This window comes from Pseudomonas sp. RW10S2 (assembly GCF_014268985.1).
Lineage (GTDB): Bacteria > Pseudomonadota > Gammaproteobacteria > Pseudomonadales > Pseudomonadaceae > Aquipseudomonas > Aquipseudomonas wayambapalatensis.
The window spans coordinates 46,249-61,832 of record NZ_JABWRO010000013.1 but is presented as its reverse complement, the minus strand read 5'-3'; the positions used below and the strand labels follow the sequence as shown (position 1 = coordinate 61,832).

At 64.2% G+C, this 15,584-nt stretch carries 11 protein-coding genes; 10 read left to right on the top strand and 1 reads right to left on the bottom strand.

Going from position 1 to position 15,584, the window contains the following annotated elements; translation table 11 throughout:
• The first annotated feature begins 128 nt into the window (after positions 1 to 128).
• Genes nuoG through nuoN form a run of 8 tightly spaced genes read left to right on the top strand, consistent with a single transcriptional unit; the run spans position 129 to position 10,148 of the window.
• On the top strand, positions 129 to 2,843 hold the full coding sequence (gene nuoG / locus HU729_RS05045; protein ID WP_186708667.1) for an NADH-quinone oxidoreductase subunit NuoG: 2,715 nt from the start codon (positions 129 to 131) through the stop codon (positions 2,841 to 2,843).
• Complete coding sequence (gene nuoH / locus HU729_RS05040) at positions 2,840 to 3,847, top strand: NADH-quinone oxidoreductase subunit NuoH (RefSeq protein ID WP_186669786.1); 1,008 nt, start codon at positions 2,840 to 2,842, stop codon at positions 3,845 to 3,847. The genes nuoG and nuoH overlap by 4 nt, the downstream gene beginning before the upstream one ends.
• A gap of 11 nt (positions 3,848 to 3,858) precedes the next feature.
• Positions 3,859 to 4,407 carry an NADH-quinone oxidoreductase subunit NuoI gene (gene nuoI / locus HU729_RS05035; RefSeq protein ID WP_011534620.1) on the top strand — a complete coding sequence of 183 codons (549 nt, stop codon included), beginning with the start codon at positions 3,859 to 3,861 and terminating at the stop codon, positions 4,405 to 4,407.
• Positions 4,408 to 4,417: 10 nt separating this feature from the next.
• Positions 4,418 to 4,918, top strand: a complete 501-nt coding sequence (gene nuoJ, locus HU729_RS05030; RefSeq protein ID WP_054892700.1) for an NADH-quinone oxidoreductase subunit J — start codon at positions 4,418 to 4,420, stop codon at positions 4,916 to 4,918.
• Between the two features lie 3 nt (positions 4,919 to 4,921).
• Entirely contained in the window at positions 4,922 to 5,230 is a 309-nt protein-coding gene (gene nuoK, locus HU729_RS05025; RefSeq protein ID WP_023631349.1) for an NADH-quinone oxidoreductase subunit NuoK, read from the top strand.
• Positions 5,227 to 7,080 (top strand): NADH-quinone oxidoreductase subunit L, encoded by a 1,854-nt coding sequence (gene nuoL / locus HU729_RS05020; RefSeq protein WP_054892699.1) that lies wholly within the window; start codon positions 5,227 to 5,229, stop codon positions 7,078 to 7,080. Before nuoK ends, nuoL begins: the two co-directional genes overlap by 4 nt.
• Positions 7,081 to 7,138: 58 nt before the next feature.
• On the top strand, positions 7,139 to 8,671 hold the full coding sequence (gene nuoM, locus HU729_RS05015; protein ID WP_054892698.1) for an NADH-quinone oxidoreductase subunit M: 1,533 nt from the start codon (positions 7,139 to 7,141) through the stop codon (positions 8,669 to 8,671).
• 7 nt (positions 8,672 to 8,678) lie between these two features.
• Positions 8,679 to 10,148: an NADH-quinone oxidoreductase subunit NuoN gene (nuoN, locus tag HU729_RS05010; protein WP_054892697.1), complete on the top strand. Its 1,470-nt coding sequence runs from the start codon at positions 8,679 to 8,681 to the stop codon at positions 10,146 to 10,148.
• Positions 10,149 to 10,226: 78 nt separating this feature from the next.
• Here nuoN and HU729_RS05005 read toward each other — a convergent pair whose 3' ends face one another.
• Positions 10,227 to 12,023: a glycoside hydrolase family 15 protein gene (locus HU729_RS05005; protein ID WP_186708659.1), complete on the bottom strand. Its 1,797-nt coding sequence runs from the start codon at positions 12,021 to 12,023 to the stop codon at positions 10,227 to 10,229.
• Positions 12,024 to 12,185: 162 nt separating this feature from the next.
• Between HU729_RS05005 and HU729_RS05000 the strand changes: the two genes are divergently transcribed.
• Together HU729_RS05000 and HU729_RS04995 are read left to right on the top strand one after the other, a co-directional pair.
• Positions 12,186 to 14,018 (top strand): SLC13 family permease, encoded by a 1,833-nt coding sequence (locus tag HU729_RS05000; RefSeq protein ID WP_186669790.1) that lies wholly within the window; start codon positions 12,186 to 12,188, stop codon positions 14,016 to 14,018.
• A gap of 146 nt (positions 14,019 to 14,164) precedes the next feature.
• Complete coding sequence (locus tag HU729_RS04995; RefSeq protein ID WP_186708672.1) at positions 14,165 to 15,583, top strand: GGDEF domain-containing protein; 1,419 nt, start codon at positions 14,165 to 14,167, stop codon at positions 15,581 to 15,583.
• Position 15,584 lies beyond the last annotated feature (1 nt).

The window sequence follows — 15,584 nt, the reverse complement described above, 5'->3', positions numbered from 1 at the left end:
GGGGGGGGGCGGCCCCCCCCCCCCCCCCCCAGCTTGCAGGCCGGCCCGAACCATTCGCGGCCGGCCGCAAGCTCACTGATTTCCATTAGCCACGCCTGCTCACGCGGGCCAACGAAGAACTTTGAACCATGGCCACTATCCACGTAGACGGCAAAGCGCTCGAAGTCAACGGTGCAGACAACCTGTTACAGGCCTGTCTGTCGCTCGGCCTCGACATCCCTTATTTCTGCTGGCACCCGGCGCTCGGTAGCGTCGGCGCCTGCCGGCAATGTGCGGTCAAGCAGTACACCGACGAGAACGACACCCGTGGTCGCATCGTCATGTCCTGCATGACCCCTGCCTCCGACGGCACCTGGATCTCCATCGACGATGACGAGTCGAAGGCGTTCCGTGCCAGCGTCGTCGAATGGCTGATGACCAACCACCCGCACGACTGCCCGGTGTGCGAGGAAGGTGGTCACTGCCATCTGCAGGACATGACGGTAATGACCGGCCACAACGAGCGCCGCTACCGTTTCACCAAGCGTACCCACCAGAACCAGGACCTCGGCCCGTTCATCGCCCACGAGATGAACCGCTGCATCGCCTGCTACCGCTGCGTGCGCTACTACAAGGACTACGCAGGCGGCACCGACCTGGGTGTCTACGGCGCCCACGACAACGTGTACTTCGGTCGCGTTGAAGATGGCGTGCTGGAGAGCGAGTTCTCCGGCAACCTCACCGAGGTCTGCCCAACCGGCGTATTCACCGACAAGACCCACTCCGAGCGCTACAACCGCAAGTGGGACATGCAGTTCGCCCCGAGCATCTGCCACGGCTGCTCCAGCGGCTGCAACATCAGCCCCGGTGAGCGCTACGGCGAACTGCGCCGCATCGAGAACCGCTTCAACGGCTCGGTGAACCAGTACTTCCTGTGCGACCGTGGCCGCTTCGGCTATGGCTACGTCAACCGCAGCGACCGCCCACGCCAGCCGCTGCTGGCCGATGGCAGCAAGCTGGGCCTCGACGCCGCGCTGGACAAGGCCGCTGACCTGCTGCGCGGCCGTACCATCGTCGGCATCGGCTCGCCACGCGCCAGCCTCGAGAGCAACTACGGCCTGCGCGAGCTGGTCGGCGCCGACTACTTCTACTCGGGTATGGAAGCCGGTGAGCTGAGCCGCGTGCGCCTGGTGCTGGACGTGCTGAACAACAGCCCGCTGCCAGTCCCGACCCTGCGCGACATCGAAGACCACGACGCCGTGTTCGTACTCGGCGAAGACCTCACGCAAACCGCCGCCCGCGTCGCCCTGGCTGTGCGCCAGGCCACCAAGGGCAAGGCCGAGGCCATGGCCGAAGGCATGAAAGTGCAGCCTTGGCTCGATGCAGCCGTGAAGAACATCGGTCAGCACGCGCTGTACCCGCTGTTCATTGCCTCGCTGGCCGAGACCAAGCTCGACGACGTCGCCGAGGAATGTGTGCGCGCAGCCCCTGCCGACCTCGCCCGCCTGGGCTTCGCCGTGGCCCACGCCATCGACCCGAGCGCCCCCGCCGTCGAAGGCCTGGACGCCGAAGCGAAGGCAATGGCCCAGCGCATCGCCGACGCTCTGGTGGCCGCCAAGCGCCCACTGGTGGTTGCCGGTACTTCGCTGGCTGACGCCGCACTGATCGAAGCCGCCGCCAACATCGCCAAGGCCCTCAAGCTGCGCGAGAAGAACGGCTCACTGAGCCTAGTGGTACCTGAGGCCAACAGCCTTGGCATGGCCATGATGGGCGGTGACTCCGTCGATGCTGCGCTGGACGCCGTCATCACCGGCAAGGCCGACGCCATCGTCGTGCTGGAGAACGACCTGTACGCCCGCGTAGCGGCCGCCAAGGTCGATGCTGCGCTCGCCGCCGCAAAAGTGGTGATCGTCGCCGACCACTCCAAGACCGCCACCAGCGACCGCGCCGACCTGGTCCTGCCTGCGGCGTCCTTCGCCGAAGGCGACGGCACCCTGGTCAGCCAGGAAGGCCGCGCCCAGCGCTTCTTCCAGGTGTTCGACCCGCAGTACCTGGACAGCAGCATCCAGATCCACGAAGGCTGGCGCTGGATGCACGCCCTGCGTGCCACCCTGCTGAACAAGCCGGTCGACTGGACCCAACTGGACCACGTCACCAGCGCCTGCGCCAACGCCGCACCGCAACTGGCCGGCATCGTCAACGCAGCGCCAAGCGCCGCGTTCCGCATCAAGGGCTTGAAGCTTGCCCGTGAGCCGCTGCGCTACTCGGGCCGCACCGCCATGCGCGCCAACATCAGCGTCCATGAGCCGCGCACCCCGCAGGACAAGGACACCGCGTTCGCCTTCTCGATGGAAGGCTACTCGGGCTCGGCCGAACCGCGCCAGCAAGTGCCATTCGCCTGGTCGCCGGGCTGGAACTCGCCGCAAGCCTGGAACAAGTTCCAGGATGAAGTCGGTGGCCACCTGCGTGCCGGTGACCCTGGCGTGCGCCTGATCGAATCGCAAGGCGATCGCCTGAACTGGTTCAACACTATCCCTAGCGCCTTCAACCCGGCGCGCGGCACCTGGACTGCCGTACCCTTCTTCCACCTGTTCGGCAGCGAGGAGAACTCTTCGCGCGCGGCACCGGTGCAGGAGCGTATCCCGGCGGCCTACGTGGGCCTTGCCAAGTCCGAAGCCGACCGTCTGGGCGTAAACGACGGCGCACTGCTGAGCCTGAACGTCGCGGGCGTTTCGCTGCGCCTGCCGCTGCGCATCAATGAAGAACTGGGCGCTGGCCTGGTTGCGTTGCCCAAAGGCCTGGCCGGCATTCCGCCTGCCATCTTCGGTGCATCCGTCGAAGGCCTGCAGGAGGCAGCACAATGAGCTGGTTCACCCCCGAAGTGATCGATGTGATTCTCACCGTCGTGCGGGCCATCGTGGTTCTGCTGGCGGTGGTGGTCTGCGGCGCGCTGCTGAGCTTCGTCGAACGTCGTCTGCTGGGCTGGTGGCAGGACCGGTATGGTCCGAACCGCGTCGGCCCGTTCGGCATGTTCCAGATCGCTGCCGACATGCTGAAGATGTTCTTCAAGGAAGACTGGAACCCACCCTTCGTCGACCGCATGATCTTCACCCTGGCACCGGTGGTGGCGATGAGCGCCCTGCTGATCGCCTTCGTGGTCATCCCGATCACCCCGGTATGGGGCGTCGCCGACCTGAACATCGGCCTGCTGTTCTTCTTCGCCATGGCCGGTCTGTCGGTCTACGCCGTGCTGTTCGCCGGCTGGTCGTCGAATAACAAGTACGCCCTGCTCGGCAGCCTGCGGGCCTCGGCGCAGACCGTGTCGTACGAGGTGTTCCTGGGCCTGGCGCTGATGGGCGTGGTGGTACAGGTGGGCTCGTTCAACATGCGCGACATCGTTGAATACCAGGCCCAGAACCTGTGGTTCATCATTCCGCAGTTCTTCGGCTTCTGCACCTTCTTCATCGCTGGCGTCGCCGTGACTCACCGTCACCCGTTCGACCAGCCGGAAGCGGAACAGGAACTGGCCGACGGCTACCACATCGAATATGCCGGCATGAAATGGGGCATGTTCTTCGTCGGTGAGTACATCGGCATCATCCTGGTCTCGGCACTGCTGGTAACCCTGTTCTTCGGTGGCTGGCACGGCCCGTTCGGCCTGCTGCCGCAAGTACCGTTCCTGTGGTTCGCGCTGAAGACCGCGTTCTTCATCATGCTGTTCATCCTGCTGCGCGCCTCGATCCCGCGCCCGCGCTATGACCAGGTGATGGACTTCAGCTGGAAGTTCTGCCTGCCGCTGACCCTGATCAATTTGCTGGTGACCGCTGCGATCGTGCTCTACAACACGCCAGCCGTCGCGGCCCAGTGAGGATTTGACCCATGTTCAAGTATATCGGCGACATCGTTAAGGGCACCGGCACTCAGCTGCGCAGCCTGGTGATGGTGTTCTCCCACGGGTTCCGCAAGCGCGACACCCTGCAATACCCCGAAGAGCCCGTGTACCTGCCGCCACGCTATCGCGGCCGCATCGTCCTCACCCGCGACCCCGACGGCGAGGAGCGCTGCGTAGCGTGCAACCTCTGCGCGGTGGCCTGCCCGGTCGGCTGCATCTCGCTGCAGAAAGCCGAGACCGAGGACGGCCGTTGGTACCCGGAGTTCTTCCGCATCAACTTCTCGCGCTGCATCTTCTGTGGCCTGTGTGAAGAGGCGTGCCCGACCACCGCGATCCAGCTGACTCCGGATTTCGAAATGGCCGAGTTCAAGCGTCAGGACCTGGTGTACGAGAAAGAAGATCTGCTGATCTCCGGCCCCGGCAAGAACCCTGACTACAACTTCTACCGTGTTGCGGGTATGGCCATCGCTGGCAAGCCGAAAGGCTCTGCGCAGAACGAAGCCGAGCCGATCAACGTGAAGAGCTTGCTCCCATAAGGACAGAAAGATGGAATTCGCTTTCTACTTCGCATCCGGGATCGCCGTGGTCTCCACCCTTCGGGTGGTGACCGGCACAAACCCCGTGCACGCCCTGCTCTACCTGATCATTTCGCTGATCTCCGTGGCGATGATCTTCTTCTCCCTGGGTGCGCCGTTCGCCGGCGCCCTGGAAGTGATCGCCTACGCTGGCGCCATCATGGTGCTGTTCGTCTTCGTGGTGATGATGCTCAACCTGGGGCCGGCCTCGGTCGCCCAGGAACGTGGCTGGCTCAAGCCGGGCATCTGGGCAGGGCCGGTGATCCTCGCCGCCCTGCTGCTGCTGGAACTGCTGTACGTGCTGTTCGCCAATCCGAGCGGCGCTGCCATCAGCGGTACCACGGTTGACGCCAAGGCCGTCGGCATCAGCCTGTTCGGCCCCTACCTGCTGGTGGTCGAACTGGCCTCGATGCTGCTGCTGGCTGCGGCCGTCACCGCCTTCCACCTGGGCCGCAACGAGGCGAAGGAGTAAATCATGGGTGCTATCCCTCTCGAGCATGGTCTGGCGGTCGCCGGCATCCTGTTCTGCTTAGGTCTGGTCGGCCTGATGGTCCGCCGCAACATCCTCTTCGTACTCATGAGCCTGGAAGTCATGATGAACGCCGCAGCCCTGGCGTTCATCGTCGCCGGTGCCCGTTGGGTCCAACCCGACGGTCAGGTGATGTTCATTCTGGTGATCAGCCTGGCAGCCGCCGAGGCCAGCATTGGCCTGGCAATCCTGCTGCAGCTGTATCGCCGCTTCCACACTCTCGACATCGATGCTGCCAGTGAGATGCGCGGATGAACCTTCTCTTCCTGACTTTCGTCTTTCCCCTGATCGGCTTCCTGCTGCTGTCGTTCTCGCGCGGGCGGTTCTCGGAGAACCTGTCCGCCCTGATCGGTGTCGGTTCGGTCGGCCTCTCGGCCGCGACCGCCGCCTACGTGATCTGGCAGTTCAACGTCGCCCCGCCTGAGGGCGGTGCGTACAGCCAACTGCTGTGGCAGTGGATGTCGGTGGACGGCTTCGCGCCGAACTTCACCCTGTACCTGGACGGCCTGTCGGTCACCATGCTCGGCGTGGTCACCGGCGTAGGCTTCCTGATCCACCTGTTCGCTTCCTGGTACATGCGTGGCGAAGCCGGTTACTCGCGCTTCTTCTCGTACACCAACCTGTTCATCGCCAGCATGCTGTTCCTGATCCTGGGCGATAACCTGCTGTTCATCTACTTCGGCTGGGAAGGTGTGGGCCTGTGCTCCTACCTGTTGATCGGTTTCTACTACAGCAACCGCAACAACGGTAACGCGGCACTGAAGGCCTTCATCGTCACCCGTATCGGTGACGTGTTCATGGCCATCGGCCTGTTCATCCTGTTCGCCCAGCTGGGCACGCTGAACGTCCAGGAACTGCTGGTGCTGGCACCGCAGAAATTCCAGGCGGGCGACACCTGGATGGTGCTGGCCACCCTGATGCTGCTCGGTGGTGCGGTCGGTAAATCGGCCCAGCTGCCGCTGCAGACCTGGCTGGCCGACGCGATGGCTGGCCCGACCCCGGTTTCGGCACTGATCCACGCCGCGACCATGGTCACCGCAGGCGTCTACCTGATCGCCCGTACCCACGGCCTGTTCACCCTGGCGCCGGACATCCTGCACCTGGTTGGCGTAGTGGGTGGCATCACCCTGGTACTGGCCGGTTTCGCCGCACTGGTACAGACCGACATCAAGCGTATCCTCGCCTACTCCACCATGAGCCAGATCGGCTACATGTTCCTCGCCCTGGGCGTTGGCGCATGGGATGCGGCGATCTTCCACCTGATGACCCATGCCTTCTTCAAAGCCCTGCTGTTCCTTGCCTCCGGTGCGGTGATCGTTGCCTGCCACCATGAGCAGAACATCTTCAAGATGGGCGGCCTTTGGAAGAAACTGCCACTGGCCTACGCCAGCTTCGTGGTCGGTGGTGCTGCCCTGGCCGCCCTGCCGATCCTGACCGTTGGCTTCTACTCCAAGGACGAGATCCTCTGGGAAGCCTTCGCCAGCGGCAACACCAACCTGCTCTACGCAGGCCTGGTCGGTGCGTTCATGACCTCGCTGTATACCTTCCGCCTGATCTTCATCGCCTTCCACGGCGAAGCGAAGACCGAGGCCCACGCTGGCCACGGCATCAGCCACTGGCTGCCGCTGGGCGTGCTGATCGTGCTGTCGACCTTCGTCGGCGCCTGGATCCACCCGCCGCTGGCAGGCGTGCTGCCTGAAAGCGCCGGCCACGCCGGTGGCGAAGCCAAGCATTCGCTGGAGATCGCCTCGGGCGCCATCGCCATCGCCGGTATCCTGCTCGCTGCAGTGCTGTTCCTGGGCAAGCGTCGCCTGGTCACCGCGATCGCCAACAGCAGCATCGGTCGCGTCCTGTCGGCCTGGTGGTTCGCCGCCTGGGGCTTCGACTGGATCTACGACAAGCTGTTCGTCAAACCTTACCTGCTGATCAGCCACATCCTGCGCAAGGACCCGGTTGACCGCGGTATCGGCCTGATTCCTCGCATGGCTCGCGGCGGCCACGTCGCCATGAGCAAGACCGAGACCGGTCAGCTGCGCTGGTACACCGCCTCTATCGCCGTAGGTGCCGTGCTCGTGCTCGGCGCCGTGGTAGTGGCCGCGGTATGACCATGAATATTGCGAACCTCGCGAACCTTGCGACTCTGCGAAAGGAAACGAACCCGTCATGATTCTGCCTTGGCTGATCCTGATCCCCTTCATCGGCGGCTTCCTGTGCTGGCTGGGTGAGCGCTTCGGCGCCACCCTGCCACGCTGGATCGCGCTGCTGACCATGTCCCTGCTGCTCGGTATCGGCCTGTGGCTGTGGGGCACCGGTGACTACACCCTCGCCCCCGCTCCGGGCGCCGAACCTGCCTGGGCTGTGGAATACAAAGTCCAGTGGATCCAGCGCTTCGGCATCAGCATCCACCTGGCCCTGGACGGCCTGTCGCTGCTGATGATCCTGCTCACCGGCCTGCTCGGTGTGCTCTCGGTGCTGTGCTCGTGGAAAGAGATCCAGCGCCACGTCGGCTTCTTCCACCTCAACCTGATGTGGATCCTCGGCGGCGTGGTCGGTGTGTTCCTGGCGCTGGACCTGTTCCTGTTCTTCTTCTTCTGGGAAATGATGCTGGTGCCGATGTACTTCCTCATCGCGCTCTGGGGTCACAGCTCGGCAGACGGCAAGAAGACCCGGATCTACGCGGCGACCAAGTTCTTCATCTTCACCCAGGCCAGCGGCCTGATCATGCTGGTGGCGATCCTTGGCCTGGTGCTGGTCAACTACAACGCCACCGGGGTGATCACCTTCAACTACAGCGACCTGCTCAAGGCACAGCTGCCGCCAGGTGTCGAATACCTGCTGATGCTGGGCTTCTTCATCGCCTTCGCGGTCAAGCTGCCAGTGGTTCCGTTCCACTCCTGGCTGCCTGACGCCCACGCCCAGGCGCCGACTGCAGGTTCCGTCGACCTCGCCGGCATCCTGCTGAAGACTGCGGCCTACGGCCTGCTGCGCTTCGCCCTGCCGCTGTTCCCGAACGCCTCGGCCGAGTTCGCGCCGATCGCCATGACCCTGGGCCTGATCGGTATCTTCTACGGTGCCTTCCTGGCCTTCGCACAAACCGACATCAAGCGCCTGATCGCCTTCTCCAGCGTCTCGCACATGGGCTTCGTGCTGATCGGTATCTATTCCGGCAGCCAGCAAGCCCTGCAGGGCGCGGTGATCCAGATGCTGGCCCACGGCCTGTCGGCTGCGGCGCTGTTCATCCTGTCCGGCCAGCTGTACGAGCGTCTGCACACCCGTGACATGCGCCAGATGGGTGGCCTGTGGCACCGCATCGCGTATCTGCCAGCCATCAGCCTGTTCTTCGCCGCCGCGTCGCTGGGCCTTCCGGGCACCGGCAACTTCGTCGGCGAGTTCCTGATTCTGATCGGCAGCTTCGCCCACGTGCCTTGGATCACCGTGATCGCCACCACCGGCCTCGTGTTCGGTTCGGTCTACTCGCTGATCATGATCCACCGCGCCTACTTCGGTCCGGCCAAGGCCGACACCGTGCTGGCCGGCATGGACGGACGCGAACTGATCATGGTGCTGGGCCTGGCGGTGCTGCTGATCGTGCTGGGCGTCTACCCGCAGCCGTTCCTCGACACCTCTGCCGCCACCATGAGCGGTGTGCAGCAGTGGCTCGGTTCCGCTTTCACTCAACTCGCTTCGGCCCGGTAAGAGCGCTATGGAATTCACCACTCAACACTTCATCGCATTGGCGCCGATGCTGATCACCACCATCACCACGGTGGTGGTGATGCTGGCGATCGCCTGGAAGCGCAACCACTCGCAGACCTTCCTGCTGTCCACCGTGGGCCTGAACCTGGCCCTGCTGTCGATCCTGCCGGCACTGAAAGTCGCACCGCTGGCGGTCACCTCGCTGGTGACCATCGACAAGTTTGCCTGCCTGTACATGGCGATCATCCTGGTGGCCACCCTGGCCTGCGTCACCCTTGCCCACGCCTACCTGGGCGAAGGCTCCAAGGGCTTCCCAGGCAACCGTGAAGAACTCTACCTGCTGCTGCTGATGTCGGCGCTCGGTGGCCTGGTGCTGGTCAGCGCCAACCACCTGGCGGGCCTGTTCATCGGCCTGGAGCTGCTGTCGGTGCCGGTCTACGGCCTGGTAGCCTATGCGTTCTTCAACAAGCGTTCGCTGGAAGCCGGCATCAAGTACATGGTGCTTTCGGCTGCAGGTTCGGCCTTCCTGCTGTTCGGCATGGCCCTGCTCTACGCCGATGCCGGCGCCCTGACCTTCGATCAGCTGGGCAAGGCCCTGGCCGCCACCAGCATGCCAAGCCTGCTGGCACAGCTGGGCCTGGGCATGATGCTGGTAGGCCTGGCCTTCAAGCTGTCGCTCGTGCCTTTCCACCTGTGGACTCCAGACGTGTACGAAGGTGCTCCGGCCCCGGTCGCCGCCTTCCTGGCCACCGCCAGCAAGGTTGCGGTGTTCGCCGTGGTCGTGCGCCTGTTCATGCTCTCCCCTGCCGCCAGCAGTGGCGTGCTGAGCACCGTACTGGCGGTGATCGCCGTCGCCTCGATCCTGGTCGGTAACCTCCTGGCGCTGACCCAGAGCAACCTCAAGCGTCTGCTGGGTTACTCGTCCATCGCCCACTTCGGTTACCTGGTCATCGCCCTGGTGGCGAGCAAGGGCCTGGCACTGGAGGCCATGGGCGTGTACCTGGTCACCTACGTGATCACCAGCCTGGGCGCCTTCGGCGTGATCACCCTGATGTCCTCGCCGTACGCCGGCCGTGACGCCGACGCGCTGTACGAGTACCGCGGCCTGTTCTGGCGCCGTCCGTACCTGACCGCGGTACTGACCGTGATGATGCTGTCGCTGGCCGGTATCCCGCTGACCGCAGGCTTCATCGGCAAGTTCTACATCATCGCCACTGGCGTCGAGTCGCACCTGTGGTGGCTGGTCGGTGCACTGGTGATCGGTAGCGCCATCGGCGTGTACTACTACCTGCGGGTCATGGTGACCCTGTACCTGGTAGAACCGAACCTGCGTCGTCACGATGCTCCGCTGAAGTGGGAACAGCGTACCGGTGGCGTGATGCTGCTGGCCGTTGCGATCCTGGCCTTCGTGCTGGGTGTCTACCCGCAGCCGTTGCTGGAACTGGTTCAGCAGGCTGGCCTGCACCTGGTAGGCTGATTCGTTCTGCGCTGCATCAAGACACCCCGCCTCGGCGGGGTGTCTTGTTTCTGGCACCGGCAAAACCGGCCAGCGCCTTCAACCACAACGGGCACGGTCCCACGCCGGGCACTGAGCTCGGTGCAGGTTCAACGCGGTATTGATGATGCCGATGTGGCTGAACGCCTGCGGAAAATTTCCCAGCATCCGCTGGCCGAGCGGATCGTACTGCTCGGCCAGCAAGCCAACGTCATTGCACAGCCCGGTCAGGCGGTCATACAACGCCTGCGCCTGTTCCTGGCGCCCCAACAGCACATACACATCAGCCAACCAGAACGAACACACCAGGAAAGTCCCCTCCCCCGGCGTCAGGCCATCGCTGCAACTGTCGCTGTCGTAACGCAGCAACAAACCATTTTTCAGCAGGCGACGTTCGATCTGTTCCAGTGTCCGCAAGAAACGCGGATCCTCCGCCGGCAGAAAACCGGTCAGGGCAATGTGCAGAAGACTGGCGTCGAGCTCGTCTGAACCATAGGCCTGCACGAAGTACTGCCCACCAGCATCCAGCCCTTGCTCGCACACCTCTCGGTGAATCTGCTCGGCCACCTGACGATAGTGCCGCCCCCGCTCGCGATCCTCCTCGGTGGTTTCAGCCAGCCTCGCCGTGCGGTCGAACGCAACCCAGGCCATCACCTTCGAATGCACGAACTGCTGACGACCGCCACGCACCTCCCAGATACCTTCGTCGGGCTCGCGCCAGATGCGCTCCACATACGGCATGATCAGCCGGGCGATTGCGGCACTGCGAGGGTGACGAGGCAGCCCGCCCTTGATCGCCTGGGCCATGGCATCGGCCACCTCACCATAGATATCCAGCTGGCGCTGCCCGGAGGCGGCGTTGCCGATGCGCACCGGGCTCGAGCGTTCATAGCCGGCCAGCCAGGGCAAGGTGAACTCGCCCAGGTCGCGCTCGCCTGCCAGGCCATACATGATCTGCATCTGCTCCGGGTTGCCGGCCACCGAGCGCAGCAACCATTCGCGCCAGGCCTGCGCTTCATCGAAATACCCCAGGTTCATGAACGCCAGCAGGGTCATGGTGGCGTCCCGCAACCAGCAATAGCGATAGTCCCAATTGCGTTCACCCCCGATGCGCTCGGGCAACGAAGTGGTGGCCGCAGCGACGATCCCGCCGGTGGGCGCATAGGTGAGCGCCTTGAGGGTCAACAGCGAGCGACGCACCTGGGCACTGTGCGGCCCTATGTCGGGGCAGCGTGCAGCGAAGTCCTGCCAGTGCGCCAGGGTGTCGGCCAGCGCCTGATCGGCGTCGAAATCCGGTGTGTCGGGCAGGTGCGAGGGTTGATGACGCAAGGCGAACACATGGCGCTCGCCTGCGCCCACATGAAAACGGCAGACGCTGTGATGGTCCATCGCATGCAGCCCGACCGTGCTGCGCAGGATCAGCCGGTCGGGGCCGGCAACGGCACTGAGGGTCAGTGGATCGAGCCGCTCCACCCAGGGGACACTGCGGCCATAGTCGAAGCGCAGCACCAGATCGAGTTCGAATCGGGTTTCTCCCGAGAGGCCTTCGACGATACGCAGCACGGCGTTTGGTTCACCCAGGGGCATGCAGTCGAGTACCCGGGCACGACCACTGGCAGTGGTCCAGGTGGTTTCCAGGACCAGGGTATCGCCCAGGTACTGCCGACTGCACTGCTCCACCGAGTCGCTGGGCGCCAGGCGCCAGCGACCATTCTCTTCATTGCCGAGCAACGCGGCGAACACCGCAGGGGCGTCGAAACGAGGCAGGCACAACCAGTCGATCGAACCATCGCGGCTGACCAGGGCTGCGCTGCGGCAGTTGCCAAGCAGGGCATAGTCTTCGATGTGCGCGGGCATTGGAGCTCCTTGGATTGAGGCTTGGGTTCGCTCTATTGTTTGTGACCACAACCGAGCACGCTTTGCGCCCCTCGCCCGAATCCTGCAGTACATCAACGACGTCGCCCGCCTGGCCTGCTACTGTTCTCCCCAGCCCCAACCCGTGAAGGATCACCCTGCCCCATGTCTTCAGACCTGCTCCTGGTCCTCGGCCTGCTCGCCATCGTCGTCACCCTGTTCATCCTCAATCGCCCCCGCATGGATGTGGTTGCGCTGCTGGTGATCCTGTTTCTGCCGCTGTCCGGCATCCTCACCGTCGAACAGGCCCTGGCCGGCTTCAGCGATCCCAACGTGGTGCTCATCGCCGCATTGTTCGTGATCGGCGAAGGCCTGGTGCGCACCGGTATCGCCTACCGCATCGGCGACTGGATGAGCGAGCGCGCTGGCAACAGCGAGGCCCGCTTGCTGGTGCTGTTGATGGTCGCTGTCGCCGGGCTTGGCTCGGTCATGAGTTCGACTGGGGTGGTGGCGATCTTCATCCCGGTGGTGCTCAGCATCGCCGCGCGCCTCAAGTGCTCACCGAGCCGCCTGATGATGCCGCTGAGCTTCGCCGGCCTGATCAGCGGCATGCTCAGCCTGGTGGCGACGCCACCGAACGTGGTGGTGCACAGCGAGCTGGTGCGCCACGGGCTGGAAGGCTTCAATTTCTTCAGTTTCACCCCGTTCGGCCTGGTCATACTGGTGCTGGGTGTGGGCTACATGCTGCTGACCCGCCACTGGCTCAACGGCGAAGTGCGCAAGGACGGTCGTAGCGAAAGCCGCCGCACCCTGCTCGACCTGGTACTGGACTACAAACTCAGCGGTCGCGAGCGGCGGCTGCGCATCCGCCCACATTCGCCACTGATCGGCCATACCCTAGGCGAGCTCGAGTTGCGTACCCGCCATGGCGCCAATGTGGTCGGCATCGAGCGCCAGCACAAATTCACCACCCGGGTGATCGCCGCCGACTCCGGCACCCTGCTGCAACAGGGCGATGTGCTGCTGCTCGACCTGTTCGCCAATCGCGACGACCTGCGCAGCCTGTGCCAGACCATGCAACTGGAACCCCTGCACTTCAAGGCCGCCTACTTCATCGATCAATCACAGGAAGTGGGCATGGCCGAGATCTCGCTGCCGCCCGGCTCGCAACTGATCGGCAAGACTATCCTGGAGCTGGCCTTTCGCAGCCGCTACGGCCTCAATGTGGTCGGCCTGCGCCGCGAGCAGAGCGCCGTCGAAGCACAACTGGTGGAGGAGAAACTGCGCCTGGGCGACACCCTGCTGGTCATCGGCCCCTGGAAAGCCGTGCGCCAGTTGCAAAGCCAGCCGCGCGACTTTCTGGTGCTGAGCCTGCCAGCCGAAATCGATCAGGTCGCCCCTGCCCGCACCCGTGCTCCCCAAGCCCTGCTGAGCCTGGCGGTGATGGTCGGGCTGATGGTCAGCGGCCTGGTACCCAATGTCCTCGCTGCGCTGATCGGCTGCCTGTTGATGGGCGCCGGGCGCTGTATCGACATGAACAGCGCCTACCGCGCGATCCATTGGCAAAGCCTGGTACTGATCGTCGGCATGCTGCCCTTCGCCCTGGCGCTGCAGAAGACCGGCGGTATCGACCTGGCCGTGACCGGGCTGGTCGGCCTGCTCGGCGGTGCCGGCCCGCAGGCCATCCTTGCCTGCCTGTTCGCCCTCACCGCCGTGATCGGGCTGTTCATCTCCAACACGGCAACGGCAGTACTCATGGCCCCGGTTGCGATCAGCACGGCGCAGCAACTGGGCATGTCGCCGTATCCCTTCGCCATGACCGTGGCCCTGGCCGCCTCGGCAGCATTCATGACGCCGGTGTCCTCACCGGTCAACACCCTGGTGCTCGGCCCTGGCCAGTACCGCTTCGCCGATTTCGTCAAGGTCGGTGTGCCCTTCACCCTGCTGGTGATGGTGGTGACCGTGGTGATGGTGCCCTGGTTCTTCGGATTGCAGTGACCAGGATGTTTACCTGTAGCAAACGTGAAATATCAGGGAGGATCGGCGCAAATTAATATCCAATTGACATCAATTCGCTTCCTGAACCACACTGCGATCTATCTGTCCCAGGTGTAAGCTGCAGTCGTCCTGGATTACGTTTGCGCTTGTCGGTCGAGCCCATGGTGTTTTCAGCCCAGTCGCGCCTGCTGCCTCCCTTGATCCTGTTCGGTCTGACCTTCGCCCTGACGCTGGGCGGTATCCTGGCCCGACCGATCGAGTCCCTGTCGCTGTTCTGGCCGGTCAATGCCGTGTTGGCCGGGATGCTGCTGCGCCACCCCCGCCAGGGCAGCATCCTGGGCATCGCCCTGATGTACCTGGCGATGGTCAGTGCCGACCTGATCTGTGGCAGCGAGTGGCGCCCCGCCCTGTGGTTCAACCTGTGCAACGTCGGTGCGATCGTCACCCTCTGGCGTCTGCTGGCGCACTTGCCCCGCCCCCATCGGCGACTGCGTACACCCCATGGCGTGCTCCGCGTATTCGCTGCCTGTGCCGCAGGGGCCGTGGTGGCTGCAAGCCTCGCATGCGTCATGGCCGCCCCCTGGTTCGATCAGTCATTGCGCACCACCTGGCTGGCCTGGTTCAGCGAACAGTTCTCCACCAGCGTACTCGTGTTGCCAATCATGCTCACCGCACCGTCGCTACCGGCACTACTGCGCAGCGGAGGACAGCCTGTGCGACTGGCACCCTTGCTGGTGCTGCTGGCTTCGCTGGTACTCAGTATCGTTTTCGGCGGCCCTGGCGCAATCGCCTTCCCCATTTCTGCGCTGCTGTGGTGCGCCCTGAGCTATTCCCCTTTTCTGCTCTCGCTGCTGACGCTGACAGCAGGCAGCACCCTCATCGTTGCCGTGGCCCAGAACCTGATGCATTTCAGCGTGCCGCAGAGTGAGCCGGGCGTCACGGCACTGATGTCGGCTCGCCTGGGCATCGCCATGCTGGTGCTCGGGCCGCTGGTAGTGGCCTGTGTCAGCAATGCCAACCGCGCCCTGCTGTCGCGCCTGGCGCACCAGGCGACCATTGATCACCTGACCGGCGCCCTGACCCGCAGCGCCTTCACCCGCCAGGCCAACGCCCTGCTGGAAGGCCGGCAGCAGCATGCCCAGGCGCTGCCGCTGACCTTGATGATGCTCGATATCGACTACTTCAAGGCGATCAATGACCGCCATGGCCACGCGGTCGGCGACCACGTCCTGCGCCAATGTGCCAGTGCATTGCAGGAACAATTGCACGACGGCGAACTGTTCGCTCGCCTGGGTGGCGAGGAATTCGTCATCGTCGTTCCGGGGCTCGCGCCCGAACAGGCTGCGTTCACTGCCGAGCGTCTGCGCCGCGCCGTGCAGGACCTGCAGATGGTGCAGGGTGAGACGCAGCTGCGGATCACCGTGAGCATCGGTGTCAGTGGCTGCAACGACAGCCAGCCGACAGCCGACCTTGATGCCTTGCTCGCCGATGCCGACCAGGCGCTGTATCGCGCCAAGGCCCATGGCCGCAATCGTGTCGAGCAGGCCCAGCGCCAGGTGGTCTGAG